21 protein-coding genes are annotated in these 25,775 nt (G+C 75.3%); 13 read left to right on the forward strand and 8 right to left on the reverse strand.

Annotation, left to right across the window (positions count from 1 at the left end; all coding sequences use genetic code 11):
- Positions 1-87: 87 nt before the first annotated feature.
- Genes ABWU78_RS06585 through ABWU78_RS06600 form a run of 4 tightly spaced genes read left to right on the forward strand, consistent with a single transcriptional unit; the run spans position 88 to position 4,316 of the window.
- Positions 88-1,146, forward strand: coding sequence for a branched-chain amino acid ABC transporter permease (locus ABWU78_RS06585; protein ID WP_253054583.1), 1,059 nt, complete (start codon positions 88-90; stop codon positions 1,144-1,146).
- A complete protein-coding gene (locus tag ABWU78_RS06590; RefSeq protein ID WP_439157898.1) occupies positions 1,143-2,537 on the forward strand; it encodes a branched-chain amino acid ABC transporter permease in 1,395 nt (464 codons plus the stop codon). Before ABWU78_RS06585 ends, ABWU78_RS06590 begins: the two co-directional genes overlap by 4 nt.
- Positions 2,534-3,610 carry an ABC transporter ATP-binding protein gene (locus ABWU78_RS06595; RefSeq protein WP_253054579.1) on the forward strand — a complete coding sequence of 359 codons (1,077 nt, stop codon included), beginning with the start codon at positions 2,534-2,536 and terminating at the stop codon, positions 3,608-3,610. The genes ABWU78_RS06590 and ABWU78_RS06595 overlap by 4 nt, the downstream gene beginning before the upstream one ends.
- Positions 3,597-4,316, forward strand: coding sequence for an ABC transporter ATP-binding protein (locus ABWU78_RS06600; protein WP_253054577.1), 720 nt, complete (start codon positions 3,597-3,599; stop codon positions 4,314-4,316). The genes ABWU78_RS06595 and ABWU78_RS06600 overlap by 14 nt, the downstream gene beginning before the upstream one ends.
- A 44-nt stretch (positions 4,317-4,360) precedes the next feature.
- On the opposite strand, the gene ABWU78_RS06605 is transcribed toward ABWU78_RS06600, so the two are convergent.
- A complete protein-coding gene (locus ABWU78_RS06605) occupies positions 4,361-5,347 on the reverse strand; it encodes a diguanylate cyclase domain-containing protein (RefSeq protein WP_439157899.1) in 987 nt (328 codons plus the stop codon).
- A 175-nt stretch (positions 5,348-5,522) separates the two neighbouring features.
- Between ABWU78_RS06605 and ABWU78_RS06610 the strand changes: the two genes are divergently transcribed.
- Positions 5,523-7,346 carry an outer membrane protein assembly factor BamB family protein gene (locus ABWU78_RS06610; protein WP_439157900.1) on the forward strand — a complete coding sequence of 608 codons (1,824 nt, stop codon included), beginning with the start codon at positions 5,523-5,525 and terminating at the stop codon, positions 7,344-7,346.
- A 21-nt stretch (positions 7,347-7,367) separates the two neighbouring features.
- Positions 7,368-9,095, forward strand: a complete 1,728-nt coding sequence (locus ABWU78_RS06615; protein WP_439157901.1) for an outer membrane protein assembly factor BamB family protein — start codon at positions 7,368-7,370, stop codon at positions 9,093-9,095.
- A 52-nt stretch (positions 9,096-9,147) separates the two neighbouring features.
- Here the strand turns inward: ABWU78_RS06615 and ABWU78_RS06620 are convergent, their stop codons facing one another.
- Complete coding sequence (locus ABWU78_RS06620; RefSeq protein ID WP_439157902.1) at positions 9,148-10,083, reverse strand: transglutaminase-like domain-containing protein; 936 nt, start codon at positions 10,081-10,083, stop codon at positions 9,148-9,150.
- Positions 10,084-10,224: 141 nt separating this feature from the next.
- Here ABWU78_RS06620 and ABWU78_RS06625 point away from each other — a divergent pair, with 141 nt between their 5' ends.
- The gene (locus tag ABWU78_RS06625; RefSeq protein ID WP_439157903.1) at positions 10,225-11,694 is read left to right on the forward strand and encodes a DUF1254 domain-containing protein; all 1,470 of its coding nucleotides are present in this window, start codon (positions 10,225-10,227) and stop codon (positions 11,692-11,694) included.
- Positions 11,695-11,698: 4 nt separating this feature from the next.
- Here ABWU78_RS06625 and ABWU78_RS06630 read toward each other — a convergent pair whose 3' ends face one another.
- Positions 11,699-12,535 carry a MerR family transcriptional regulator gene (locus ABWU78_RS06630; protein ID WP_439157904.1) on the reverse strand — a complete coding sequence of 279 codons (837 nt, stop codon included), beginning with the start codon at positions 12,533-12,535 and terminating at the stop codon, positions 11,699-11,701.
- Between the two features lie 73 nt (positions 12,536-12,608).
- Here ABWU78_RS06630 and ABWU78_RS06635 point away from each other — a divergent pair, with 73 nt between their 5' ends.
- Both ABWU78_RS06635 and ABWU78_RS06640 read left to right on the forward strand, forming a co-directional pair.
- Positions 12,609-14,975, forward strand: coding sequence for a S9 family peptidase (locus tag ABWU78_RS06635; protein ID WP_439157905.1), 2,367 nt, complete (start codon positions 12,609-12,611; stop codon positions 14,973-14,975).
- Positions 14,972-16,003: a hypothetical protein gene (locus tag ABWU78_RS06640; RefSeq protein WP_439157906.1), complete on the forward strand. Its 1,032-nt coding sequence runs from the start codon at positions 14,972-14,974 to the stop codon at positions 16,001-16,003. The genes ABWU78_RS06635 and ABWU78_RS06640 overlap by 4 nt, the downstream gene beginning before the upstream one ends.
- A 47-nt stretch (positions 16,004-16,050) precedes the next feature.
- Here ABWU78_RS06640 and ABWU78_RS06645 read toward each other — a convergent pair whose 3' ends face one another.
- From ABWU78_RS06645 to ABWU78_RS06655, 3 genes are all read right to left on the reverse strand, one after another.
- Positions 16,051-16,695: a zinc ribbon domain-containing protein gene (locus ABWU78_RS06645; RefSeq protein WP_253054561.1), complete on the reverse strand. Its 645-nt coding sequence runs from the start codon at positions 16,693-16,695 to the stop codon at positions 16,051-16,053.
- A 148-nt stretch (positions 16,696-16,843) separates the two neighbouring features.
- Entirely contained in the window at positions 16,844-17,761 is a 918-nt protein-coding gene (locus ABWU78_RS06650) for a hypothetical protein (RefSeq protein ID WP_439157907.1), read from the reverse strand.
- Positions 17,762-17,763: 2 nt separating this feature from the next.
- Positions 17,764-18,840, reverse strand: a complete 1,077-nt coding sequence (locus ABWU78_RS06655) for an SPFH domain-containing protein (protein ID WP_253054557.1) — start codon at positions 18,838-18,840, stop codon at positions 17,764-17,766.
- Between the two features lie 97 nt (positions 18,841-18,937).
- Here ABWU78_RS06655 and ABWU78_RS06660 point away from each other — a divergent pair, with 97 nt between their 5' ends.
- The 4 genes from ABWU78_RS06660 to ABWU78_RS06675 all read left to right on the forward strand — a co-directional run bounded on the left by ABWU78_RS06660 (position 18,938) and on the right by ABWU78_RS06675 (position 23,403).
- Positions 18,938-19,789, forward strand: a complete 852-nt coding sequence (locus ABWU78_RS06660; protein WP_439157908.1) for an NUDIX hydrolase — start codon at positions 18,938-18,940, stop codon at positions 19,787-19,789.
- A 65-nt stretch (positions 19,790-19,854) separates the two neighbouring features.
- Positions 19,855-21,588: a hypothetical protein gene (locus ABWU78_RS06665; protein ID WP_439157909.1), complete on the forward strand. Its 1,734-nt coding sequence runs from the start codon at positions 19,855-19,857 to the stop codon at positions 21,586-21,588.
- Between the two features lie 212 nt (positions 21,589-21,800).
- Positions 21,801-23,099, forward strand: a complete 1,299-nt coding sequence (locus ABWU78_RS06670) for an inorganic phosphate transporter (protein WP_439157910.1) — start codon at positions 21,801-21,803, stop codon at positions 23,097-23,099.
- 25 nt (positions 23,100-23,124) lie between these two features.
- Positions 23,125-23,403, forward strand: coding sequence for a hypothetical protein (locus tag ABWU78_RS06675; RefSeq protein ID WP_253054549.1), 279 nt, complete (start codon positions 23,125-23,127; stop codon positions 23,401-23,403).
- A 27-nt stretch (positions 23,404-23,430) separates the two neighbouring features.
- Here ABWU78_RS06675 and ABWU78_RS06680 read toward each other — a convergent pair whose 3' ends face one another.
- The gene (locus ABWU78_RS06680) at positions 23,431-24,483 is read right to left on the reverse strand and encodes a LacI family DNA-binding transcriptional regulator (RefSeq protein ID WP_439157911.1); all 1,053 of its coding nucleotides are present in this window, start codon (positions 24,481-24,483) and stop codon (positions 23,431-23,433) included.
- Between the two features lie 23 nt (positions 24,484-24,506).
- Positions 24,507-25,730: a glycoside hydrolase family 3 N-terminal domain-containing protein gene (locus tag ABWU78_RS06685; protein ID WP_439157912.1), complete on the reverse strand. Its 1,224-nt coding sequence runs from the start codon at positions 25,728-25,730 to the stop codon at positions 24,507-24,509.
- Between the last annotated feature and the right edge of the window lie 45 nt (positions 25,731-25,775).

A 25,775-nucleotide genomic window follows, 5' to 3' on the forward strand; every position in this document is an offset into this window, starting at 1 on the left:
ACGCTCCCGCACCGCGCGGGGGACGCCGGGCGGGGCGCCCGTCGTGGACCACGACCTCGTACACCAGAGAAAGAATCAGGGAGCGTCATGCCCGCTCTTGCTGACGCGCTGATGCACAGCGCGACCGCCGGTCCCCTCGTCCACCAGTCCCTCATCGACTTCAACATCGCGGGCCTCGCCCGGAACTTCTGGGGCCTCACCATCGAGGGCCTCACGTACGGCGCCATCTACGCGCTCGTGGCCGTCGGCTACACGCTCGTCTACGGCGTCCTGCGGCTCATCAACTTCGCCCACTCCGAGGTCTTCATGCTCGGCATGTTCGGGCAGTACGCGACCCTCATGCTCCTCGGCTTCGCCCCGAGCGGGAACGCGTACGACAAGGGCATCGCCCTCACCGTCCTCTACCTCGGCATCGCGATGCTCGGCGGGATGCTCGTCGCGGGCGGCGCCGCGGTCGGGCTGGAACGGGTGGCGTACCGGCCGCTGCGCCGACGCGGCGCGCCGGCGCTCGTGTTCCTCATCACCGCGATCGGGATGTCGTTCATCATCCAGGAGTTCGTGCACTTCGTGCTGCCGAAGCTCACGGGCGGCACGCTGGGCGGCGTCAACGCGCAGCAGCCGATCCGGCTCGTGCAGCCCGAGGTGCAGTTCACGATCGGCGGCGCGCCGGTCACGAACATCACGCTCGTCATCATCCTGTCGGCGCTCGTCCTCGCGCTCGCGACGGACATGTTCATCAACCGGACCAAGTTCGGCCGCGGCATCCGCGCCGTCGCGCAGGACCCGGTGACCGCGACCCTCATGGGCGTCTCGCGCGAGCGCGTCATCATGCTGACGTTCCTCATCGGCGGCATCCTGGCCGGTGCGGCGGCGCTCCTGTACACGCTGCGCGTGCCGAACGGGATCATCTACTCCGGCGGCTTCATCCTCGGCATCAAGGCGTTCTGCGCCGCGGTGCTCGGCGGGATCGGCAACCTGCGCGGCGCGCTGCTCGGCGGTCTGCTGCTCGGCGTCATGGAGAACTACGGGCAGGTCGTGTTCGGGACGGAGTGGCGCGACGTCGTCGCGTTCGTGCTCCTCATCGTCGTCCTCATGTTCCGCCCGACGGGCATCCTCGGCGAGTCGCTGGGGAGGGCCCGCGCATGAGCACCTCGACTCCCGCACCCCAGGCGCCCGAGGGCCGCCCCACGTCCATGCCTCCCGTGGGCCGGGTCGCGACCAAGGACCGCCCGCACGGCGGCGTCGGCGACCGGTTCCGGCTGTGGTGGGACGCCCAGGCGCGGCCCACCCAGTGGTTGATCGGCGTGCCGTTCCTGATCTTCATGGCGCTCGTACCGGTCCTCAACATCCCGGTGCTCACCACGGTGGGCACCAACTTCGGCGGCGTGATGGCGCAGTTCGGCATGATCGCCCTCATCGCCATCGGCCTCAACGTCGTGGTGGGCCAGGCCGGCCTGCTCGACCTCGGGTACGTCGGCTTCTACGCCATCGGCGCGTACACGGTCGCGATCCTCACGAGCCCGGACAGCCCGTGGAACCAGACCGACGAGTGGCTGTCGAGCGACTGGGCGTGGCTCGCCGCGCTGCCGGTCGCCGTCGCGATCACGTCGTTGTCCGGCCTGATCCTCGGCTCGCCCACGCTGCGCCTGCGCGGCGACTACCTCGCCATCGTCACGCTCGGGTTCGGCGAGATCGTCCGTCTCCTCGCGGACAACCTCGACGAGCTCACGGGCGGCGGCCAGGGCCTGCGCGGCGTGGCCTACCCGCGCGTCGGGGTCACGGAGGAGCTGCCCAACGGCGTCTTCTCCGCGGGCAACGCCGCGGGCACGCTCAACTCGGGCGTGTGGTGGTACTGGCTCAGCCTCGTGTTCATCGTCATCTCGCTCCTCCTCGTGGGGAACCTGGAGCGCTCGCGCGTCGGGCGCGCCTGGGTCGCGATCCGCGAGGACGAGGACGCGGCGGAGATCATGGGCGTCCCGACCTTCCGCTTCAAGCTGTGGGCGTTCGTCATCGGCGCGTCGATCGGCGGCGTCGCGGGCGCGCTCTACGCGGGCCAGGTGCAGTTCGTCATCCCGACGAACTTCAACGTCATCAACTCCGTGCTCTTCCTCTGCGCGGTCGTGCTCGGCGGGCAGGGCAACAAGCTCGGGGTGATCCTCGGCGCGTTCATCATCGTGTACCTGCCGAACTTCTTCCTCGGCCGGACCGAGCTCTTCGGCATCCCGATCAACGGCAACGAGATCGCGAGCTACCGGTACCTGTTCTTCGGGATCGCGCTGGTCGTGCTCATGATCTTCCGTCCACAGGGCCTGATCCCCGTCCGGCAGAAGCTGCTCGCCTACGGGCGCGAGCTCTACGTGGCGGCGCGCCGCACGGCGCAGGCCGCCACGCGCTCGGGGTCCGACGACGGTGCGCGGCCGGGCTCCCCGGCCGTCGCCACGGCGTCGGGCGCGTCGGCCACGACGAGCGGCGCCCGCACGACGGCGGCCGGGAACGGCACGGGAGAGAGCACGACGGACGGGGAGGAGACCCGATGAGCACCCACGACCCCGGCGGTATCGGTGCGGGCGGCGAGCACGGCGACGAGCACCTCGCGTCGTCGGGCCGCGCCGACTCCTCGCGCGCCGACCTCTACATGCCGGGCGCCGTCCTGGAGGAGCCCGCGATCGTCGACGTCGCCGAGGTGCGGCCCGAGCTCGCGAACCCCGACCTCGTCGACGCAATGGTCGCGCCGGACCGCACGGTCCACGCGAAGGTCGGCGAGCCGCTGCTGCAGATGCAGAACGTCACCGTGCAGTTCGGCGGCCTCGTCGCGCTGAACGACGTGACGTTCGACATCCGGCGCGGCGAGATCCTGGGCCTCATCGGGCCGAACGGCGCGGGCAAGACGACGGCGTTCAACGCGATGACCGGCGTCTACCGGCCCACGCAGGGGCAGGTCGTGTTCGACGGCTCCCCGGTCGGCAAGCTCAAGCGCTACCGGATCACGCAGCGCGGCATCGCCCGCACGTTCCAGAACATCCGTCTCTTCAACGAGATGACGGCGCTCGAGAACGTCGTCGTCGGGTCGGACGCGCGGCACCGCACCTCGGTCCCGGGCGCGCTGTTCCGCACCCCGCGCCACCGGCGCGAGGAGCGGGACGCGATCGACCGGGCGCTCGCGCTGCTCGAGTTCGTGGGCGTGGGCGGACGAGCGACGGAGAAGGCGCGCAACCTCTCCTACGGTGACCAGCGCCGTCTGGAGATCGCGCGCGCCCTGGCGACCGAGCCGAAGCTCTTGTGCCTCGACGAGCCCGCGGCGGGCTTCAACCCGGCGGAGAAGGAGTCCCTCATGGACCTCATCCGCCACATCCGCGACGACGGCTACACCGTCCTGCTCATCGAGCACGACATGCGCCTCGTCCGCGGGGTGACCGACCGGATCGTCGTGCTCGAGTTCGGGCGCGTCATCGCGGACGGCACGCCCGACGAGGTCACGAGCGACCCCAAGGTCATCGCGGCCTACCTGGGCGTGCCGGACTCCGAGCTGACCGCTGACGAGGGGGGCACGGGCCCGGACCGTGCCGCCGGGCCGACGACCGAAGGAGGCAGCGGCGATGCCACTGCTTGAGCTGCAGGACATGACGGTCGCCTACGGGCGCATCGAGGCGGTGCGGGGCATCTCGATCACCGTCGAGGAGGGCGAGCTCGTCACCCTCATCGGGGCGAACGGCGCCGGGAAGACGACGACGATGCGCGCGATCTCGGGCATCCGCCCGGTCTCGCGGGGCAAGGTCCTCTTCGACGGCAAGGACATCACCAGGATGAAGGCCCACCTGCGGGTGCTGGAAGGCATCGTGCAGGCGCCCGAGGGCCGCGGCATCTTCCCCGGCATGACCGTCATCGAGAACCTGGAGATGGGCTCGTACGCGCGGACGTTCGCGTCGAAGGCCGAGCACGACGAGACCGTCGACCGGGTGTTCGACCTCTTCCCGCGCCTCGCCGAGCGCAAGGAGCAGGTGGGCGGCACGATGTCCGGCGGCGAGCAGCAGATGCTCGCGATCGGGCGCGCGCTCATGGCCCGCCCACGGCTCCTGCTGCTCGACGAGCCGTCGATGGGCCTCGCGCCCATGGTCATCCAGCAGATCTTCCGCATCGTCTCGGAGATCAACGCCCAGGGGACGACGGTCCTGCTCGTCGAGCAGAACGCGCAGCAGGCGCTCTCGCGCTCCGACCGCGCCTACGTGCTCGAGACGGGCGAGGTGGTGCGCGCCGGGGGCGGCAAGGAGCTGCTGGCCGACTCCAGCATCAAGGAGGCCTACCTGGGCGTCGCCTGACCCGACCACGCCCCCACGCGCTGTCGAACACGACATGGGTGCCGTTATCCGACGGATAACGGCACCCATGTCGTGTTCGGCGGGGTGGGGGTGGTCGCGAGGCGGGCCTCGCCCTCGCGCACGAGCTCGTCGGCGTCCGCCGCTCCGGCGACGGACCACGTGAGCGAGGTGCGGAACGTCGGGCGGGCCGGGCCGTCCGGTGCGCCGAGCCGGGCGAGCACCTCGTGGCGCAGGGCCTCGGCGCTCGCGGCGGCCTCGACGTCGCCCATCGCGGGCAGCGTCGCGAGCACGGCGAACCGGTCGCCGTCGACGCGGCCCGCCTCGCAGCCCCCGGGGAGCCACGACCGCAGGCTCCGCCCGACCCCCGCGAGGACGGCGTCCCCGGCGTCCTGCCCGTGGACGGCGTTGATCCCGGCCATGTCGCGGACGTCGAGCAGGAGCAGCACGACGCGCGTGCCGCCGTGCGCGACCAGCCGGCAGCGACGGGTGAGCGAGTGCCACGTGCTGCGGCGCGAGAGCAGTCCCGTGAGCGGGTCGTGCGTGGACCGCTCCGCGAGCGTGCCGACGAGCGAGCGGACGAGCTCGGCCGCGCCGACGCTCGCCCAGTGGCCGCCGCGGACGAGGACGTCGTCGTACCGGTGGTCGTCCGGCCGGGACATGGCGAGCGTCGCGACCTCCGTGACGGCCGCCGTCGGCGCGACGACGAGCGGCGCCCAGTCCGTGACGCTCGCGACCGGCCGGCGCTCCAGGACCGCGCGGCCGTAGCCGAGCCGGCCGGTGAGCGCGGCGACGAGGCTCGCGCGCACCACGACCCCCGTGCGCGGGGCCGGAGCACCGGGCGGGGGGACCGCGTCGTCGTGCACGACGACGCACGCGACGTCGGGGTCGCGGAACACGACCTCGAGCTGCCCGACCGGCATGGCGGAGCCGACCGACAGGACCGGCCGCGCGAGGTCCGCGACGGCGCCGCTCGCGCGCGCCGGCGGGCGCATCGCGGTGTGCTGAGCCAGCTCGGTGAGTTCGTCGTGCACAGGGGCAGTGTGGCGGCGCCGCGACGGTCGCGGCCGGGACGAGCACGAGTGTTCGTCGAGAGTTCACGGCCGCGTCACGCGGCTGTCGCCGGGCGTCACCGCGCGGCCCGTGAGGGCCGTCCCACGGTCACGTGCGAGTCGAGGACGGAGCACGGAAGTCCCCTAGGCTGGCAGGGTGCCGCTCCGCCGTCGTGACGCCCGGGACCGACTGACCTTCGAGCTGGTCGAGTCGGCGGACGCGGACGCGGACCTCGAGGACGACTCGCCGGCCTGGGGTTCCGCCGCCGGCACCACGCCCGTTCCTCGCGGCAGCACCGCGGGTGCCTCCCGGTCGGGCGCCGCGTCGCCGGTCGACCTCGACGCGCTCGGACCCGGACAGGGCGTGCCGGTCCCGGGCCCGGAGGAGGCGCCCGACCCGGCCGAGCCCGCTGACGGCGACCCTTCCGGCGGTGCCCGGGCGTCCCGCTCCGGCCGACGGACGGCCGTGGTCGGCGCGGTCGCCGCCGGGGTCGCCCTCGTGCTCGGCGGGATGCTCGCCGTCGACGCGTGGCACGGCCGCGCCGACCTCGACCGCCTGCGCGCAGCACCAGGCGGGGTCGAGCCGCTCCCCGACGCCCCGCGGGAGCAGTGGACCGCCGACGTCTCGCTCCCGAGCGGCTTCTCCCTCGTCCCCGGCGCCCTCGTGACGTTCGAGGGGGAGTCCGCGGTCGCGCGCTCGCTCGACACGGGCGAGGAGCGCTGGCGCGTCGAGGTCGGCGCGTACGCGGCGTGCGGCAGCGCGCTCGTCTGGTCCCTGCCGTTCGGCGACCCGGACGACACGCTCGTGTGCCTGGCCCCCTCCCTCGACGCGGCGGGCGCACCGCTCCCCGAGGACGAGCTGCCGTTCGACCCGATGACGGGGCGCGTCGAGGCCTCGGCGTGGACGGTCACCGTCGTCGACGCGGACGGCGAGGTGCTCGGCCGTCGGGAGGTGACCTCGGAGGGCGGCGCTCCCTCGCCCGGGCTCGGTGGGACGATCGTCCGGGCGGAGCGCGTGGGCGAGGTGCCGGAGGGTGACGGTGCCCTGGTCGAACAGGACCTGGTGACGGGCGAGATCAGCGAGATGCCCGTCGGACGCCCGGCCGTCGTCCGGGTCGAGGACGCCCTCACGGGTGACCTGCGCTGGGAGGCCGACGTCCCGTTCGTCGCACGGTCGGGGCAGTGCGTCGAGTGGAGCGAGACCGACGGCACCCAGACGACCCGCACCGAGCTCGAGAACCTGTGGGTCGCCGTCGAGACACGCCTCCTGCGCGTCGACGGCTGCGGCGTCACCTCGTGGTTCACGCCCGACGGGACCCGGCTCGACGACGTCGGTGTCCCGACGGACGGCGTCGTGGCGCTCGGCGACGGCACCTACTATCGCGACCCGACGAGCAACGACTACAGCTGGGGCTACCCGGCGGGCGGGGACGTCACGGCGGCACCCGCGATCCTCGCGCCGGACGGGTCGGTGCGCTGGGAGGCGCCCGGGCCGGTCGTCGTGCCCCGGTCGACGGACGGGCGCCCGAGCCCGCACGTGGTGCGCGACGGGCTGGGGATCGCCGCCTACGACGAGGCGGGCGCGGAGCTGTGGCGCACGGACGAGGTCGGGACGCCGGAGAGCGTGCTCGTCGCGGCGAGCGACACGCTGGTGATCTCGAACGGGTACGGGAACGGCGTCCTCATCGGGCTCGACGCCGCCACGGGCCGCGAGCGCTGGTCGTTCGGCAGGGAGGAGGCCGAGGCGGCGCTGGACGTCGGGTCGGGCTGGGGCACCGACACCGCGTACACCGACGGCACCCGGGCGATCGTCACGGTCTCCGACTGGGACGCCGGGAGGACCACGCTCCTCGCGCTCGACCTGTCCGACGGCCACGTCGCGTGGACGACGGAGGTGTCGGCCGACGGGGGCTCCTGGGCGGCGCCGCTCCAGGGTCGGCTCCTGCGGATGAGCGAGACGGAGATCGCCCGGCTCGGTTGACGCCCGTCCTACGCTGGGCTCGTGCCGCTCCGACGACGAGACGGCGGTGACGACCGCCGCACGTTCGAGCTCGTCGAGTCGGCCGGGATCGACGTCGACCCCGACCTCCTCGACGCGCCGCACCCCGTGCTGCTCGGTGCGCTCCCTCGCGACACCCCTCCCGGCCTCGGGGCGCACGACGCGACGGTGGCCGCCGGCGACGGCCCGGACGGGGTGGACGTCGAGGGGCCGCCCCCTCATCCGCGCGAGCCGCGCGGGGACCGCAGGCGAGCGCGCTGGGTCGCCGCCGCCGTGGTGACCGGTGTCGTGGTGGTGCTCGTGGGCGGGATGCTCGTCGTCGACACGGTGACGAGCCGTGACGCGCAGGAGCGGCTCGAGGTCGCGCGCGGGGCGGTGCGGCCCCTCGACGCCGCCCCGACCGAGAGGTGGACGGCGTCGGCCGCGACGGACCGCGGCGTCGGTTTCCTGCCGGGTCTGCTCGTGACGGTGGAGGGCGACGAGGCCGTCGCGCTGGACCTGGACAGCGGCGCCGAGGCGTGGCGGACCCCGCTCGGCGGCGACGAGGCCGTGTGCGGGTCCTGGAGCCCGTGGGAGCTGCCCGGCGTGGCGTCGCGCGAGGTGGTGTGCGTCGCGGGATCCGGGGTCGGGCCGTTCTGGTACGACCCCGGGACGCGGTCGCAGCCCGAGCCGGGCGCGGACGTCCCGCCGGCGCACGTGACGGTGCTCGGCGCGGCGGGTCAGGTCGTGGGGGAGCGCGACGTCGAGGTGGACGGCGCGGTGCTCGTGCCGGGGCCCGACGGCGGGCTGGTCCGGGCCGAGCGCGTCGGGGAGCCGGGCGAGCCGAGCGGGCCGCCCGTCGCGGTCGACCCGGGCGCCGGGGAGTCGGTCGACGGCGTCGCGGGGCGCGACGTCGTCGTGACGGTCGAGGACGCCCTGACCGGCGACGTGCGCTGGCGGAGCGAGCTCCCGTTCCAGGACGTGCCGTGGTCGTGCACCACGTGGGACCCGGAGACGGGCGGCGAGGAGATCGACCCGGACCGGCTCACGCTCGTCGCGACGGAGACCCTGGTCGACGTCGGCGGCTGTGGCGTCGCGGCGTCGTTCCTCCCGGACGGCGAGCGCCTGGACGACCCGGACCTGCCGACCGACGGCGCCGTCCCGCTCGCGGGCGGGCGGTTCCTCGTGGACGCCGACCGGCAGGGCACGACCGGGGCGTTGCGACCCGACCGGGTGCTGGACGGGGCCGGGGTGCCCGTCCTCGACGCCCCGGGCGAGGTGCTCGACCCGCAGGCGACCGACGACCCGGCGCCCGGCGTGCTCCTCGTGCGCGACGGGATCGACCTGCGCGCGTACGACGACGAGGGCGCGCGCCTGTGGACGTACGACGGCGCACGCGTCCCGGAGGCCGTCTACGTGCTCGCGGAGGGCACGGCCGTCGTCGGCACGGCGAGCACCGTCCTGGCGCTCGACGCGCTCTCGGGCGAGCAGACGTGGTCGCGGTTCCTCGACGACCTCGGGGGCGACGAGGGCCGGTCGGCGATGGTGACGCAGGCCTTCACGGACGGGCGGTGCGCGATCCTGGTGCTCGTCGACCCGTCCACCGGCACCCACCCGCGCGTGGTCGCGCTCGAGCTGTCGTCGGGCTCGGTCGTCTGGGAGCAGGACCTCGAGGGCGAGTGGGCGTCGTTCGTTCCGGCCCAGGGTCGACTCCTGCGCTGGGACGGCCGGACGGTCGCGCTGCTGGGCTGAGCCGCACCCGGCTCGGCAGGCGGGACCTGCCCACCGGGCTCACCCGCGGGGCTCACCCGACGAGCGCAGCGTCGCGCGGGACGGCGGCCCAGCCGGTCCGGCGCGCGACCAGGTCGGTCCAGCCGAGCCGGCCGGTGGGCGACCAGGTCGTGACGTAGCGACCGGGCCGCAGGCGGTCGTCCGTCGCCCAGAGCACGGTGAGCGCCGCCTCGGCGGTCCGGTCGCCCGCGTCGGCCTGGAGCGTGAGGTCGGCGACCCGGTCCGTGAGCGCCACGGCGCGCTCGTCCGGGGCGGCGCCGGGCAGGGCGGCAGCCCCCCACACGTCCCACAGCAGGAGCTCGTGCCGCTGCCGGTGCGCGAGGTCGGCGAGCACGTACCGCTGGACGAACCCGGGCCCGGTCAGCCAGGGCAGGTCGGGACCGGCGCCGTGGCCGGCGAGGTCGCGGCGTCCGGCGCGGTACGCCGTCCAGACCTCCGCGGCGGTCTCGAAGGGCGACCCCTCGCCGGTCGGCAGGTCGAACGGGTCGAACGCGACGTCGTCGGGCCCGAGCTCCGGGTCGGAGCGCACCCAGCGCGCGCCGTCGTGCCGTTCCACGACGACGTGGTCGTGGTGGAACCCGTCCGTGCCGAGGTAGTCCGCGAACCCGAGGCGCGTCCGGGCCGGGACGCCGTGCTCGCGGAGGACGGCGACGGCGAGGAGGGAGTGGTCGCGGCAGCATCCCCCGACCTGACGCTCGGAGGAGCGCGGCGCGTCGAGGGGGCCGGGCGAACGTTCCACGACCGCGTCGAGGATCGACGCCGTCCAGCGCCGGTCGACGTCGTCGAGCTGGTCCGGCGTGGCGGCGGTCGCCCCGGCGCGGTAGTGCACGACGGCGTTCGTCACGGCCGCGTGCAGGCTCGCCGGGTCGGGCGCCACGGCCGCGAGGAGCGGCGCGTGGTGGCGCGGGTCGGAGCAGGGGCTGTGGGTGGCGTAGCGCGAGACGTCCATGCCGCGAGCCTCGGGTCCGCCCCAGGGGCAGGGTCAAGCCGTGTTCCCGGTGGCGGCGCGGTGGCCCCGGGCCTACGGTCGGCGCAGCCGCTCGGCGTCGAGCGTGCGTGCCGTGCATCGACCGACGAAGGGGCCTGAGCCATGCCCGACGCGAGCACCGAGACCAGCACCGAGACCAGTATGGCGACGAGCACCGGGGCCGACGCCCTGGCCGCGGCGGTCGCCGCCGTGAGCACGCCGTCGCCGGTGGACACCCCGCTGGGGCGGTTCGAGCTGGTCGACGGGGTGCCGACCCCGGAGTCCGTCGAGCGGCTCTACGGGTCGCTGGACTTCCTGCGCGGGGTCGAGGCGTTCCTCAGCACCGTGCCCGGCGCCTCGCTCGTGGCGATGCGGCGCGGGTTCCGCAGCCTCGGGCTCCTGCGGTCGAACCAGGTCGGGTACACCGACCCGCGGGCGGACTCGGGCGGCATCTTCCTCACGCCGAACACGGAGACGACGTACGGGTCGCTCTTCGTCGACCTGCGCGAGACGGGACCGCTCGTCATCGAGCCGCCGAAGCAGTCGCTGTGCGTCGTCGACGACTTCTGGTTCCGCTACGTGGCCGACATGGGCATCGCGGGCCCGGACCGCGGCGAGGGCGGCCGCTATCTCTTCCTCCCGCCCGGCTACGACGGCGACGTGCCGGACGGCTACTTCGTCTACCGGACGCCCACGTTCACCAACTGGGTCGTGCTGCGCGCGCTGGGTGGCGTGCCGGCCATGAAGGAGACGCGGATCTACCCGCTCGCCGACGCTGCGGACCCTGCGCCGACCGAGTTCGTCAACATCGCCGGTTCGCGCGTCAACACGGTGCACGCCAACGACGCCTCGTTCTTCGACGAGGTCGCCGAGATCGTCGCGGAGGAGCCGACGAGCGCGCTCGACCCGGAGCGCGCGGGCCTGCTGCGCGCCGTGGGCATCGTGCCCGGCCGCCCGTTCGCCCCGAGCCCGGAGCTGCGCGCGACGCTCGACACCGCCGCGCGGGCCGGCGCGGCGATCAGCCGTGCGCTCGTGTACTCGCCCCGCGACCCGGAGGCGCGCGTCGCGCCCGGGTCGAGCTGGCTCCAGGCGTTCCTCGGTGGCTCCTACGAGTTCCTCGCCGACGGTGCGCGCCTGCTGGACGCGCGCACGCAGTTCCACTTCTTCGCGACGGTCATCACCCCCGCCATGGCGCACGCCCAGGTCGGGGCCGGGTCCGCCTACGCGTACACCGCCCACGACGCGCAGGGCCGGATCCTCGACGGGGCGCGCACGTACCGGCTCGTGCTGCCGCCGAACCCGCCCGCGAAGAACTTCTGGTCGGTGGACCTCTACGACACGCAGACCCGGTCGCTCCTCCAGACCGCGAACCCGTACCCCAGCGTCATGAGCCTCAGCGGCACGGTCGCGACGGAGCCCGACGGGAGCACCGTGCTGTGGTTCGGGCCCGAGCCGCCCGCGGGGCGCGAGAGCAACTGGGTCGAGACGGTCCCGGGCAGGTCGTGGTTCCCCATGCTGCGCCTGTACGGGCCGCTCGAGCCGTGGTTCGACCGCACCTGGCTCCCCGGAGACCTGGAGCTCGTCGAGGACTGACGGGTCAGCGCGCGGGGCCGGGCCCGACGGCGAGCGCGACCTCCGCGACGACGGCGTCCTGCTCGTCGGACCACGGGACGGCGTAGACCTCGCGGGACGGGGCGTGCGCCTGCCCGGTCGCGACGCGCAGCGCGTCGAGGTACCCGACGATCTGCGGGAACCGGCAGTCGCGCGAGGGGACCTCGACGTACGCCTCCGTGCGGGCCGGGTCCTCGCGGAGCACGACCGGCCCGACGGGGACGACCGGCCCCCGGTACGGGACGCACGCCTCGACGCGACCGGGGACGTCGCGGCCGACGGGCGAGTGGTAGATCACCCAGTGCGCGGCGCCCGCCTCGGCGCCCGCGGCGGCGAGGTGCGCCCGGATCGTCAGCAGGTCGGCGCTGAAGGTCGGGACGAGGTCGGCCTGGGTCGTGGACGACGTGATCGTGGCGACCGTGCACGCCGGGACGTCGCGCCACCGGACCTCGGCCTCCCCGCGTCGCGCGGCGAGCCGGCGGGCGAGCTCCTCGGCGGTCGCGCGCTGCTCCGCGAGCGCCCGCTGCTGCTCGTCCCACCACCCGAGGAGGACGTCGCGCACGTCGCGCGGGTCGGCGTCGAGCACCTCGGGGACGCGCGCGAGCGGCACGTCGAGCCGGCGCAGCAGCGCCAGGGCGCGCCCCCGCTCGACCTGCTCGGGCGCGTAGGCGCGGTACCCCGTGCGGGGGTCGACGCGCGCGGGGACGAGGAGCCCGTTCGCGTCGTAGAGCCGCAGCGCCTTGATGGACAGCCCCGACGCGCGCACCATCTCCCCGCTCGTGAGCGTCTCCGCGGTCGGGCGGGCCCCCTGCTCCTGCGTCACGCGTCGAGCGTAACGACCGGTGCGGGACGCGCCACGGCGGCCGGGCGCCGTCGGGCGGCACTACCCTGGCCAGATGCCTGACGACCTCACGCAGACCGCCACGCCGCCGACCCCCGCGGAGCGGGAGGAGCCGGCAGCGCCCGTCGCGCCCCGCCGCCCGGCGCCGCGCACGCACCACGGGGAGACCGTGGAGGACGACTACGAGTGGCTGCGGGACAAGGAGTCGCCCGAGGTCGTCGCCCACCTGGAGGCCGAGAACGTGTACACCGAGGCGCGGCTCGCGCACCTCGAGCCGCTGCGCGAGCGGATCTTCGAGGAGATCAAGGCGCGCACGCTCGAGACGGACCTGTCCGTGCCCGTGCGGCAGGGCGCGCACTGGTACTACGCGCGCACGGTGGAGGGCTCGCAGTACCCGATCCGGGCGCGCGCGCCGATCGACGCGAGCCTCGGCAGCGACGCGCCGTCGTCCTGGGTGCCGCCCGTGCTGGAGCCGGGCGTGCCCGTGCCGGGCGAGCAGGTGCTGCTCGACGACAACGTCGAGGCCGAGGGGCACGACTTCTTCTCGCTCGGGTCGTTCGACGTGTCGGTCGACGGCACGCGACTCGCGTACGCGGTCGACGTCGTCGGCGACGAGCGGTACACGCTGCGCATCCGCGACCTCGACACGGGCACGGACCTCGTGGACGAGGTCCCCGGCACGTTCCCGGGCGCCGTCTTCTCCCCGGACGGGCGGTTCGTGTTCTACCCGACGGTCGACGACGCGTGGCGGCCCTGGCGCGTGTGGCGCCACGAGGTGGGGACCCCGGCGACGCAGGACGTCGTCGTCTTCGAGGAGCCCGACGAGCGCTACTGGGTCGGCGTGGGCGTCTCGCGCTCGCAGCGGTTCGTGCAGATCGACGTCGGCTCGAAGATCACGTCGGAGACCTGGCTGATCGACGCCGCCGACCCGACCGCCGAGCCGCGCGTCGTGTGGCCGCGCCGCGAGGGCGTCGAGTACACCGTCGAGCACGCCGTCCTGCCGAGCACGTGGTTCCCCGCGGTCGAGGACGAGGAAAGTGTCGGAGAGGCCGCGAGAACGACAGCGACGTCGGGTTCGGCGGGGGAGCGGCGGGACGTGCTGCTCGTGCTGCACAACGACGGCGCGGAGAACTTCGAGCTCGTCGTGACCGGCGTGCCCGACGGCGGCACGTCCCCGGGAGGGCCGGGCGAGGCGACCGTCGTCGTGCCGCACGACCCCGAGACCCGGCTGGAGGGGGTCGACGCCTTCGCCTCGCACCTCGTCGTCTCCTACCGGCGCGACGCGCTGTCGCGGGTCGGGGTGATCGACCTCGCGTCGGCCGGGCCGCCGCGCCCGGCGGGTCTGCCGACCCCGATCCGCACGGGCGACACCCCGGCACCCTCGGGCGACCACTGGCACGTGCGCGAGGTCGCGTTCGACGAGCCGCTGTACACCGCCGCGCTCGCAGGAAACCCCGAGTGGGACCAGCCGAACGTGCGCCTGTCCTACGCGAGCTTCGTCACGCCGTCGACCGTGTACGACCTGCGCGTCGAGACCGACGAGCTCACGCTGCTCAAGCAGCAGCCCGTGCTCGGCGGGTACGACGCCGCGGACTACGTGCAACGCCGCGAGTGGGCCACGGCCGAGGACGGGACGCAGGTGCCGGTCTCGCTCGTGTGGCGGCGCGACGCCGTCGGGCTCGACGCGACCGGCACGGGCGCGGAGCCCGCGCCCCTGCTGCTCTACGGGTACGGCTCGTACGAGATCAGCATCGACCCGGGGTTCTCGATCGCACGACTGTCGTTGCTGGACCGCGGGGTCGTGTTCGCCGTCGCGCACGTGCGCGGCGGCGGCGAGATGGGGCGCCGCTGGTACGACGACGGCAAGACGCTCGCCAAGCGGAACACGTTCACCGACTTCGTCGCGGTCGCGCGCCACCTGGTCGACGCGGGCTGGACGAGCCCCGAGCGCCTCGTGGCGCAGGGCGGCTCCGCGGGCGGGCTGCTCATGGGCGCGGTGACCAACCTCGCGCCCGAGCTGTTCGCGGGCGTGCTCGCGCAGGTCCCGTTCGTCGACGCGCTCACGTCGATCCTCGACCCGTCCCTGCCGCTGACCGTCGTCGAGTGGGACGAGTGGGGCGACCCCCTGCACGACCCCGAGGTCTACCGGTACATGCGCACCTACACGCCGTACGAGAACGTGCCCGACGACGCGGCCCACTACCCGCGGATCCTCGCCGTGACGTCGTTCCACGACACGCGCGTGCTCTACGTCGAGCCGGCCAAGTGGGTCGCGCGCCTGCGCGCCGCCGGTGCGCCCGCGCTGCTGAAGATCGAGATGCACGCCGGGCACGGCGGCGTCTCGGGCCGGTACGAGGGGTGGCGCGAGGTCGCGTACGAGGACGCGTGGGTGCTCGACGTGCTCGGGCTCGCGGGGCGGTGAGCGCCGGTGACGACACGGTGACCGACCAGGCGACCGGTCCGGTGAGCGGCCCGACGCCCGACCCGCGGTCCGCGCGCGACGCGACGCCCCCGGCGACGGCGGCGCTGCTGCTGCGCCCGGTCGGCTACCTCGCGATCGGGCTCGTGTGGACGACGATCGGGCTGTTCGTCCTGGGCCTGTACCTCGCGGTCGCGGCGTACGGGCTGTTCGAGCCACCTGCGGACCAGGAGCCGTGGGCCGAGCTCGTGGCCTCGCCCGGCGCCGTGCTGGGCCGGCTCGCCGTGGTCGCGCCGATCGTCGTGGTGCTCGCGGGGCCGGTCGCGTGGTACCTGTCGTGCGCGATCTGGCCGCTCGCCGCGTTGTCCTTCGTGTACGCCGGGCGCGCGCTGCGGCCCGCGTACCGCGGCGACCGGCTCTCGTTCACGAGCCACGTCGCGCCCGGCACGACGCTCGGCCCGCCCGTGCCGGGTCCGGTCGCGATGTCGCTCCAGCCGCAGCGGCGCACGCGGCTCACGGACACCCTCATGCGCTTCTACGCCTGCGGCTGGAACCTCGACTTCCGCGAGTTCTGGCCCGCGGTCCCCGCAGGGATCGCCTGGGTGCTCGCGAGCACCGGGGCGTCGACGGCGCTGCCGTCCGGCTGGCGGGTCGGGCTCGTCGTGGCCGCGGTCCCGTTCGCGCTCTGGTCCGTCGTCGCGCTCCGCCGGGCCTGGACGTGGCGGTTCCACCGCGAGCGCGCACGCCTGGCGGCGCGGCGCCGACTCGAGCGGCACGGCGACGAGTACCGGCTCGACCCGCGCGTCGTGCGCACGCGCCCGCAGTCGGCCGAGCACCGGGCCCGCGTCGAGGCGGAGCGGGCGGCGGCGCGCGGTGCGGAGGACCACCTGACGAGCCTGACGAGCGACGAGATCGGCGAGCGGCGCGAGGCCGTGCTCCGCGCGCGCCGGGACCGTGAGGCCCGCGAGGCGCGGGAGGCTCGTCAGGCGGCGCGTCGGGGCCGGTCGGGCGGGACGCCTCCGGACCTCTGAGTCCGCCGCCCGGCGGTCCGGGTGGTATGCGTGGAGGCGGCCCGCGGTCAGACGGCCTGCGGGCTGCCGCACTCGGCGCAGAACCGCGCGCCCGCGGCGTTCTGCGTGCCGCACTCGCGGCACGCGGCGACCTGCGCGAGGCGCTCGCCGCACTCGGGGCAGAACTTGCCGCCTCCGACCTTGGCCGAGCACGACGGGCACTGCGTGACGACCGGCGTCCGCAGGTCCGCGCCGCCGACCAGGTCCGTCGTCCGGAGCTGCTCCTGGAGCTGGTAGCGGCGCGCCTCGGCCTGGAGCTGGGCGAGCTCCTCCGCCTGCTGGGGCGAGCAGCGCACGCACTGCCCGACGGCGTCGTTCCAGCAGACCTCGTGGCACATCCAGTCGCCGCAGCCGTGGCACTGGCGGAAGGCGTCGCGCACCTCGCCGACGGCGGCGTCGAGCGCCTTGTCCTTCGCGGACGAGTTGGTCTGCCGGTCGGCGGCCCACGAACCCGCCGCGTACGACAGGTCGGCCACCTTGCCGCCGAAGAACCGGCCCGCCGCCTGGACGAGGCTGCTGCCCTTGGCGACGAGGTCCGCCTGGTACGCGGACCGGTACCCGTTGCCGCATCGCTCGCACCGGAACTCGAACTGGTAGCCGCCCGCGTTCGACAGGTCGCGGACGTTGTCGGTGAAGGCGATGGGCGCGCTCATGGCAGGGACCTCGGCAGGCTCGGGGGGCGTGTCCGCAGGCCAGGCCCGCGGGAGGGGTGCGTCATGGGGATCCCATGACCGCAGCGATGCTACCCACGGACCCTCGTCGCCCGGACGGATCACCCGGGTGAAATCGGGCACCCGGCGGTCAGGGGCGGACGAGCCGCAGGGGCGAGTCGGCGGTGCGGACCGTCACGGTCTGGCCCCAGGAGGCGACGAGCCGGTCGTCCTCCACACCGTCGCCGAACACGACGAGCCGGTCCGACGCGACGGTGAGCGCGACGTCCGCACCCTCCTCCACGACGCCCTCCGTGAGCGTGACGCCTGTCGTCGGCGAGGGCCATGCCTCGCGCACGAACCAACCGAGCCGGTGCTCGGTGCGCCCCGGGGCCCGGCGGCCGCCGCGGTCGTGCGCGAGCGACGCCCACCAGCCCGTCGCGCCGGTGCCGGTCGCGACGAGCACGCCCGACGACGACTGCCGCTCCTCGCCCGCCGCGCACCGCAGCGTGTAGCGCGCGCTCTGGTGGCTCGGGTGCCCGACGAACACCTCGTTGAGCGCGGTGAGGTGTTGCCCGTCGTCGAGGTCGGCACGGACCATGGTGAGCGCGTTGACGGGCAGGACCGCCGTGGGGTCGGGCGCGCCCGCGGGGGCGTCGTCACCGAGACCGCGGAGGAGGGCCGCGGCGGCCCCCACCGAGTGCCGCACGAGCACCCCGGGGTTCACCTCGGGCTCGGGGTCCACGCCCAGCACGGGCTGCCCGCGCAGGTACTTTGCGACGTTCGCGACGAGACCGTCCTGCCCCACGACGACCACGACGTCCTCCGGCGCGAGGAGGAACCGCGACAGGTCGGCGCGCTCGACGTCCGCACGCGCCCAGCCCGCCGGGAGGGCGGTCACGACGGCGTCGCGCGCCGCCGCGAGCGCGTCGTGCCGCGCCTGGACCTCGGCGAGCGACCGACCGCGCGAGCGGAGGAAGAACTCCGCCTGGCCACGGGTCCCGTGCCGGTCCAGCAGGTCGTCGAGCTCCGTGCGCCGGTGCACGACGACGGCGCGTCGCCGCAGCACCGTCAGGCCGCCTTCCCCGTGGTCCCGGCGCCCGCGGCCGTCCCCGACCGCCCGCCGTCCGGTCCGCCGTCGGGCCCACCGAGCGCGCCGCCCAGCAGCGAGCCCAGCACACCCGTCAGGAGGTCGGGCGTGACGGTGAGGTTCTGGACGTCGGGGAGCGCGCCGGCCGCCTCTCGGACCGCGAGGGCGAGGAGCGTGCCCGGGCCTGCGCTCGCCCAGACGTCCATGCGGGCCTGCTCGGCGGCGGCCTCGGCCGCGCCGACGACGCGCACCTGCTCGGCCTGCGCGTCGGTCGCGAGCCGAGCGCGCTCGGCGGTCGCGCGGGCGTCGACCAGCGCGGCGGCGGCCTTCTCCTCCGCCTCGCGCCGCGCGTTCGCGCCCTCCTGGGCGACGAGGCGCTCGCGGCGGGTCGCGAGCTCGATCGTGCTCGCGAGCTCGTTCTCGGCGATCGCGCGCTCGCGCTCCACGGCGAGGGCCCGGCGCTCGTACGTCGCGCGGTCGGCCTCGGCCTGCACGCGCTCGCGCGCCGGCGTCTGGAGCGCGCGCTCGACGTCCTTCTCGGGGCGGACGGCGAGCACCTGGACGCCGATGACCACGATCCCGGTCGCGGTGAGGCGCGGGTCGGTGGTCAGCGCGTCGGTGAGGACGTCGCGCACGCGCGGCACGCCGGCCGTGAGGGCGTCGGCGAGGGGCATCGCCGCGAGCGCGTCGGCGGCGCGGCTCTGCGCGAGCCGGCCGACGATGCTGGTCACCTGGTCCCGGCCCGCGGTGCTCGTCTCGCCGCTGCCCGGGTCGACGGCGAAGTCGAGGCGCTGCGAGACGGTCACGGGGTCGGTGAACCGGTAGGTGACCCCGGCCTGGACGGTGACGTCCTGGTGGTCGGCGGTCACGGCGTGGAAGAAGACGGGCAGCTCCTGGTCGTCGACGGGGACCTCCGAGAGGACCGACGTCGTCGGGCGGAACCAGAACGCCTGCCCCACGCCCTCGTGCGCGACGCGCCCGCGGCGCAGGTGCACGACGTGCCCGGTGGGGCTGCCGAGGAAGTGCCGGGTCCACGGGTAGGTGCGGATGGTGGCCATGGTCGTCTCCATCTTTTTCTCGTCGTTTTGACGATAAGAACGCTAGACCTCTCCGATTGTTCTCGTCAACCTGACGCTAATGTGCGACGATGGCCGCATGACCCCGTCCGTCAGCCCGAACCCCGGCGTCCCGCCGACCGCCGCGCTGCTGCCCGTCACGGTCGACGTCGTCGCGCTCACGGTCCGCGACGACGCCTTGCACGTGCTGCTCGTCGAGCGCGGCATCGAGCCGTTCCGCGGCGCGCTCGCCCTCCCGGGCGGGTTCGTGCTGCCGGAGGAGGGGCTCGCCGGGGCGGCCCGGCGCGAGCTCGCGGAGGAGACCGGCGTCCGACCGCCCGGCCACCTGGAACAGCTCCGTACCTACGGGCCGCTCGACCGCGACCCGCGCGGGCCGGTCCTCTCCGTCGCCTACCTCCTGCTCGCCCCCGAGTTCGGTGTCGTGCGCGCCGGGTCCGACGCCGGGGGAGCGGCCTGGCACCCCGTCGCGCCCCTGCTCGCGCAGGCCCCGGCCGGGCCGACGGCGTCGGGCGACCGGGCGCCGTCGGGCACCGCCCTCGCGTTCGACCACGCGCGGATCCTCGCCGACGGTGTCGAGCGGGCCCGCGCCAAGCTCGAGTACTCGGCCCTCGCGACGGCGTTCTGCCCGCCCGAGTTCACGGTCGCCGACCTGCGGCGCGTCTACGAGGCGGTCTGGGGCGTGCGGCTCGACCCGCGCAACTTCTCGCGCAAGGCCACGACCACCCCGGGCTTCCTCCAGGACACCGGCCGCACGACCTCAGGCGGCACCGGCCGCCCCGCGACCCTCTACCGCGCCGCGCCGAACCCGGGGTCCCTCCCCACGACCGGCCCCGCGTGGGGAGCGACCCCGGGTTCGGCAGCGGACCCGGACCTCGCGCCCGCCAGCGTGCCCGCCGTCCTCGATCCGCCGCTCATGCGTCCGCGGCGCTGACCGGCGGGGCACCCGGGGGAGAACTCCCCCTCGACAGCGGCGCGCGGCTGAGTACGCTCGCGCGCATGTCGACGTACAGCTACTGGCGCAGCGACCAGGGCAACATGCAGGCCCTCTCGGACGAGCTCGCCGCGCAGGCCGCGATGGCGCGGTCGCGCGAGGCGTCGCTCAACCGGCGCCTGCGCTCGCTGGAGGGGGACCTGTCGAGCCGCGTGGAGGTGCTCACGCGCCTCGTCAACGCGCTCATCGAGCTCGGCGAGGTGCGCGAGGAGCTCGCGCTGTTCACGCCCGCCCGACGTGCCCGGGACGCGGCGCGCGCCCTGACGCGCGCGGTCGTGGCGGGCGAGGGCGACGTGTCGCACCTGCGCCGGTCGCCCGACCTCGCCGACGTTCCCGGCTACTGGCTCGTCCCTGCGGCGCTCGCCGTCGCCGAGCTGCCCGCGGGTCGGCTCGACCCCGAGGCGGCGCAGGAGGCGCTCCTGCGCGACCGCCGTCGGGCCGCGACCTACCTCGTCGCGGTGTGCGCGCTCGTCGGCCGGCCCGGCCTCGCGCGCGAGTGGACGCCCTGGGTGCTCGACGCCCCCGTCCTCCCCGAGAGCGGCTGGGGCAGCGCCGACGGGGAGCCGGACGCGGCACCGGAGCGCCCCGGCGAGCGGCCGGACGAGGTCCTCGTGTCGGTCTCCGAGCGGGCGCTGTGGTGCGCGGCGGCCGCGGGGCACCTCGGGGACGACGGCGTCGCGGTCGTCCGCGCGGCGCTCGCCGACCGCGTGGCCCTGCTCGACGACGACGCGCGCGCCCGCTGGCGCGCCCGGCTCCTCGAGGCCGCGCCCGCGCTCCCCGGGAGCGCGGACGACTGGGGATCGCCCGAGGCCGCCGCGGCCGACGGGTCCGGGACGCGTCGCCGCACCGCGGCGCCCGACGCCCTGCCGCTGCTGCGGTCCTGGACCGCGTGGTCGCGGGCCGTCGTGGCGGGGGAGGTCGCGCTGCCGTCGCCGGCGCCCGGGCCGCTCGCGCTCGGGGCGCCGTCGGGCACCACCTCCGGCACGACTGCGGCGCCGAGCGGCGCACCCGCCCCGGGCGCGGCGCTGCTGCGGGTCGTCGGGTCGCTCGTGAACGAGGGCGCGCCCGTGGAGCGCGGCCTCCTCGAGCGGGCGGAGCTCCTGGCCGACCGCGTGGGCCGCGCGCCCGAGGACGACGGCCCGGAGTGGGACGCGTCCGCGGGGACGCTCGTCGACCTGCTCGTGGACGACGCCCGCGGCACCGACCCGGGGCTCGTGGCGCTCGCGGCACCGCTGCTCGTCGACGACCTGCGCGTCGCGAGCCACGCGCGGGCCTCCGAGCTCGCGGCGTCCCCGGCGCCGTCGCGCGTGCTGCGCCTCGCGGGCCGGACCGTCACCGTCACGCCGGCCGACGACGGCGCGTCGCCCGCCGCGACGGCGCGGGCGGAGCTCCTCGCGCGCCCCGTCGACGGGGTGTCGTGGGGCGTCGTCGGCGGGGTCGGGGCGATCGCGGTGGTGACGCTCGTGCTCGGGATCGCGGTCGCGCCGGCCTGGTACGCGGTGACCGTCGTCGCGGCCGTGGTCGCGGCGTGGCAGTGGTTCTCGGGCGAGCAGCGCGCGCGGGACCAGCGTGCCGCCGCGCAGGCGAGCGCCGAGCGGTTCGACGCCGAGCTGGCCGAGGCGCGCACCGCCGTCGCGGCGGAGGCGGAGCGCGCCCGGACGCAGCGCGAGGCGGTCGCGACCGTCGTCGACGACCTCGACGACGCCCTCGCCGACCTGGGCGCGCCGACCGTCGCCTGACGTCCCGGCCGTCGCCGTGCGTCGCCCTGTGCGGCACCCCGCGGGTCGTCCTCACCAGGGCCGGGCCGCCCGTTCCCGCGGGCCGTCCGGCCCTGCCCGGCCAGGCCCCGTCCGGCGTTCGAACACCGGCTTCGAACGCCGGATGAACTGTCGGTGAACAGTGGCGGAAGAATCCACAGGATGGTCGAGCGCGCTCCGGGGATGACCCCACCATGGACGACGTGACCGAGACGCTCCTGCTGGTGCTCGTCGTCGTGACCGCACTGGCCTTCGACTTCACCAACGGCTTCCACGACACGGGCAACGCGATGGCCACCTCCATCGCCACCAAGGCCCTCAAGCCCAAGACCGCCGTCGCCCTCTCCGCCGTCCTCAACATGGTCGGAGCGTTCCTCTCCCTGGCGGTCGCGGCGACCATCGCGAAGGGTCTGGTCGACGCCGACGTCATCACCCTCGAGGTCGTCCTCGCGGGGCTCGTGGGCGGCATCACCTGGAACCTGCTGACCTGGTTGCTCGGCATCCCGTCGAGCTCGTCGCACGCGCTGATCGGCGGCGTCGTCGGCTCGGTGCTCGCGGCCGTCGGCACGCAGGGCGTCATCTGGAGCGGTGTCGCCGCCAAGGTGCTCATCCCCGCGCTGCTCGCCCCGCTCGTCGCGGTCGGCGTCGCGAGCGTCGGGACGTGGGCCGTCGCGCGCCTCACGCGCGACGTCCCCGAGGACGTCTCGACCCGGGCGTTCCGCTGGGGCCAGGTCGGCTCGGCGTCGCTCGTCTCGCTCGCGCACGGCACCAACGACGCGCAGAAGTCGATGGGCATCATCCTGCTCGCGCTCATCGCGGCGGGCGCCGTCCCGGCGGACTCGGGCGTCCCGTTCTGGGTGATCCTCGCCTGCGCGTCCTTCATGGCGCTCGGCACGTACCTGGGCGGCTGGCGCATCATCCGCACGCTCGGCAAGGGCCTCGTCGAGATCGACACCCGTCAGGGCATGGCTGCCGAGACGTCGTCCGCGGCCGTGATCCTCATGTCCGGCCTGTTCGGGTACTCGCTCTCGACGACGCACGTCGCGACCGGCTCGATCCTCGGCTCGGGCGTCGGGATGCCGGGCGCCACGGTCCGCTGGGGCGTCGCGGGCCGCATGCTCGCCGCGTGGGGCCTGACGCTCCCGGCCGCCGGCCTCGTCGGCGCGGCCTGCTACGGCATCCAGCACGGGATCGGCGGCGCGGCCGGGACGGTCGTCGTGTTCGCGATCCTCGTCGCGACGTCCGTCGCCATCTGGGTCGCGTCGCGCCGCAAGCCCGTGGACCACAACAACGTCAACGACGCCTGGGAGGAGGGCACGGTGGACGCCGGGCTCGAGGCCGAGGTCGTCGAGGCGCGCGAGGCCGCGCTGGAGCGCCGCCTCGACGCGGCCGACCCGTTCGCCGACGCCGATCCGCAGGCCGCGTCGCCCGTGCCCGCCGCGGGCGCACCCACCGTGACCCCGGCCGCCGCGCGCCAGCGCGCGAGCGTCTGACCCCGGCAGCCCGGAGGAGAGAACCGTGTTCGTCGAGATCGACTCGCTGCTCAAGGTCGTCGTCGCCGGCCTCGTCGTCGGCGCGGGCCTGCCCGCCCTCTTCGCGCTCGGGGTCCGGCTCGCCGCCGGCCGCGCCGTGCCCGTGGAGGTCGGCACCCCCGACGGCCGCTTCACGTCCGACGGCCGGACCGTGCGCGTCGAGCGCGCCACCCGCGGTCGCCGGGCGGGCGCGCTCGTGTGCTTCGCCGTCGTCGTCGTCGCGATCGCGGCGGGCATCGCGTTCATCGCGAGCGGCGGCCACTGACCCGGCTCACCCCCCCGCGAGGCGGGGTCAGGCGGAGTCGCGCACCACGAGGGTCGGGTCGAACAGGACCGAGCGAGGCTCGGTCTCCGGGGCGTCGATCGCCGCGAGCAGGAGGCGCGCCATCTCGGCCGCCATCTCCTCGACGGGCTGACGCACCGTCGTGAGCGGGGGGTGCGCCTGGTGCGCGACCGTGGAGTCGTCGAACCCGACGACCGCGACGTCCTCCGGGACGCGCCGGCCGGCCTCCTGCAGGACCGTGGACGCGCCGTCGGCCATGAGGTCGCTCGCGCCGAACACGCCGTCGACGTCGGGGCGTGCGGCGAGGAGCTCGCGCGCGGCCGCCTCGCCGCCCGCGCGCGTGAAGTCGCCCTCGACGACGAACGGCGCGGGGAGACCGGCGGCCCGCACCGCGTCGAGGAAGCCCTCCAGCCGGGCGCGTGCGAAGGGGACGTCGGCGGGCCCGGCGACGGTCGCCAGGCGCGTCCGGCCGCGGGCCACCAGGTGCTCGGCCGCGAGGCGGCCGCCCGCGGCCTGGTCGAGGTCGACCCAGCTCACGCCGGCCGACTCGTCGGCCCCGTCGAGGTGCGTCGAGAGCACGACCGGCACGGACAGCGCGGCGAACCGCGCGGGGAGCGGGTCGCCGGAGCTCGACGTGATGAGCAGGACGCCGTCGACGTGGCCCTGGCGCACGTAGCGCACGACCTGGTCGTGCGCGGGCGGGTCGGCGGGCAGGATCGCGAGATGGATGTCGCGCGGCCGGAGCACCTGCTGCGCGCCGGCGGTGACCCGGCCGATGTAGGGGTCGGTGAACAGGCGCTCCAGGAAGGGGCTGGTGTGCCGCCGCTCCGTCGGCTCGGAGACGACGAGCGCGACCGACCCGGTGCGTCGCGTCACGAGGGTGCGCGCCGCGAGGTTGGGGACGTAGCCCGTCTCGTCGATCGCCTTCTCGACGACCTCGACGATCGCCGGGTCGACCGTCGGCACCCCGTTGATGACGCGGGACACGGTGGCGCGGGAGACGCCGGCGACGGCCGCGACGGCCTCGAGAGTCGGGCGGGGCGAGGGGCGACGGGCAGCCATGGCGTCAGTTATACCGCCCGGGCTCAGCGCAGACGCTCCTTCGCGGCGAGCACGCGGAGCACCGCTGCGTCGACCTTCGCGGCGAACGCCGCGTCGGTCGTCGCGCGCTCGACGACGGCCGCGACCATGGGCTGCACGACGCTCGGGTCGGCGGACGCGAGCACCATGTCGCCGCCCGCGTCGATCGTCAGGACGGCGCGCTCGGCGGGCGACCACGCCTGCACCTGCTGGGCCGCGGACACGTCGTCGGTGATGACGACGCCGTCGAACCCGAGGTCGCCGCGGAGCATCCCGTCGACGACGACGGGCGAGAACGCCGCGGGCAACGAGCCGTCGATCTGCGCGTAGACGGCGGTGGACGTCATGACGAACGCGGCGCCCGCCTCGATCCCCGAGGCGAAGACGGCGACGGACGGGTCGTCGCGGGTCGTCACGTCGTCCGTGACGCCCGCGTCGGTGTCCGTGTTCTCGGTGACGCGGCCCAGCCCCGGGAAGTGCTTGATCGTCACGTCCACCCCGGACGCCTCCATGCCGGCGCTGAAGGCGTTCGCGTGGGCCGTCACCGCGTCCGGCGTGGACCCGTAGTTCCGCTGGAAGTACCCGATCGGCGGGTTCTGCGCAGCCGTGCCCTCGGGCACGAGGTCCATCACCGGCGCGAGGTTGAGGTTCACGCCGGCCGCCGCGAGCTCGCCGCCCCACGTCGTCGCGTCCGCCTGCAGCGTCGCGGGGTCGAGCGCCGCCTGGTCCGTGGCCGTGGGGATCTGCGAGAACCCGGGTCCGCGCAGCACCTGCACGTAGCCGCCCTCCTGGTCCGTCGCGACGAACAGCGGGGTGCCGTTCGTCGTCTCCGGCGAGACGAGCGCCGTGAAGCCGGCGACGAGGTCGGCCGTCGGACCGGTGCCCGCCTGCGACCGCCCGGCGAGGAACACGTTGCCGACGTGGAGCTGCGACACCGCGTCGTAGCTCACCTGCTGCGGATCGCTCACGTCGACGCCGACCATGAAGAGCTGCCCGACCTTCTGCTCGAGCGTCCACCCGGCCAGCGGGTCCTCGGGCGGGGTGGACGGCGTCGGGGGAGTGGCCGACGGCGACGGATCGGGCGAGGCGCTCGGCGCGCCCGACGGTGACGGGACCGGGGCGGAGCCCGGGCGGGTGAGGTACCACGCGACCGCCGAGACGGCGGCGAGCGTGGCGACGACGGCGACGACGATCCAGGTGGTCCGGGCACGGGGGGTCAAGGGCGGCACCTCCAGCGGCCACCGTAGCCCGACCGCGTTCGACGGGCGGAACCT

Source organism: Cellulosimicrobium sp. CpK407, from assembly GCF_051844275.1.
GTDB lineage: Bacteria > Actinomycetota > Actinomycetes > Actinomycetales > Cellulomonadaceae > Cellulosimicrobium > Cellulosimicrobium cellulans_G.